At 47.8% G+C, this 435-nt stretch carries 1 protein-coding gene; it reads right to left on the bottom strand.

Annotation, left to right across the window (positions count from 1 at the left end; translation table 11 throughout):
* Positions 1-156 precede the first annotated feature (156 nt).
* Positions 157-435 (bottom strand): hypothetical protein (locus ACTJK9_RS29585; protein ID WP_440817866.1); only part of this gene is annotated, 279 nt, incomplete at its 5' end.

Raw genomic sequence — 435 nt, 5'->3', positions numbered from 1 at the left:
AAAAGGTGAAAAGGTGAAAAGGTGAAAAGGTGAAAAGGTGAAAAGGTGAAAAGGTGAAAATTTATTTTTAAAAGTGTCAATCTGTCACCTTTTTTCTGCCGTTGAAGCCCTTGTAGCCGTGGACTAAGCCGACAGCCGCATCGATGATCGCGAACGTCAATTGATCCACGAATGACCAAACTCTACAACGATCAGTAACTTAAGTCCTGGCTTCAACGGAGGTGTATGTGCCGAGCGTGATGATAGCAATGGAGAGGTGGTATCTGGATGAGCTGGCTCGGCATTTGAGCTGGGGCCGGGGTTGAAGGCTGAGTTGGAGAGGCAGGTCAGGTTGGCTTTTGTGGAGGAGGAGGTATTCAGGTTTTTATGAGGCAGGGCAGGGGATGTTAAGGTTTGGCCTTTGACGCACCTTATAAGGAAATTGCCCGTGTTACG

It is taken from the genome of Pseudomonas sp. 22082, assembly GCF_052046055.1.
GTDB lineage: Bacteria > Pseudomonadota > Gammaproteobacteria > Pseudomonadales > Pseudomonadaceae > Aquipseudomonas > Aquipseudomonas pharyngis.
Note: the sequence above shows the minus strand (reverse complement) of the source record. Positions and strands in the feature narration are given on the sequence as shown.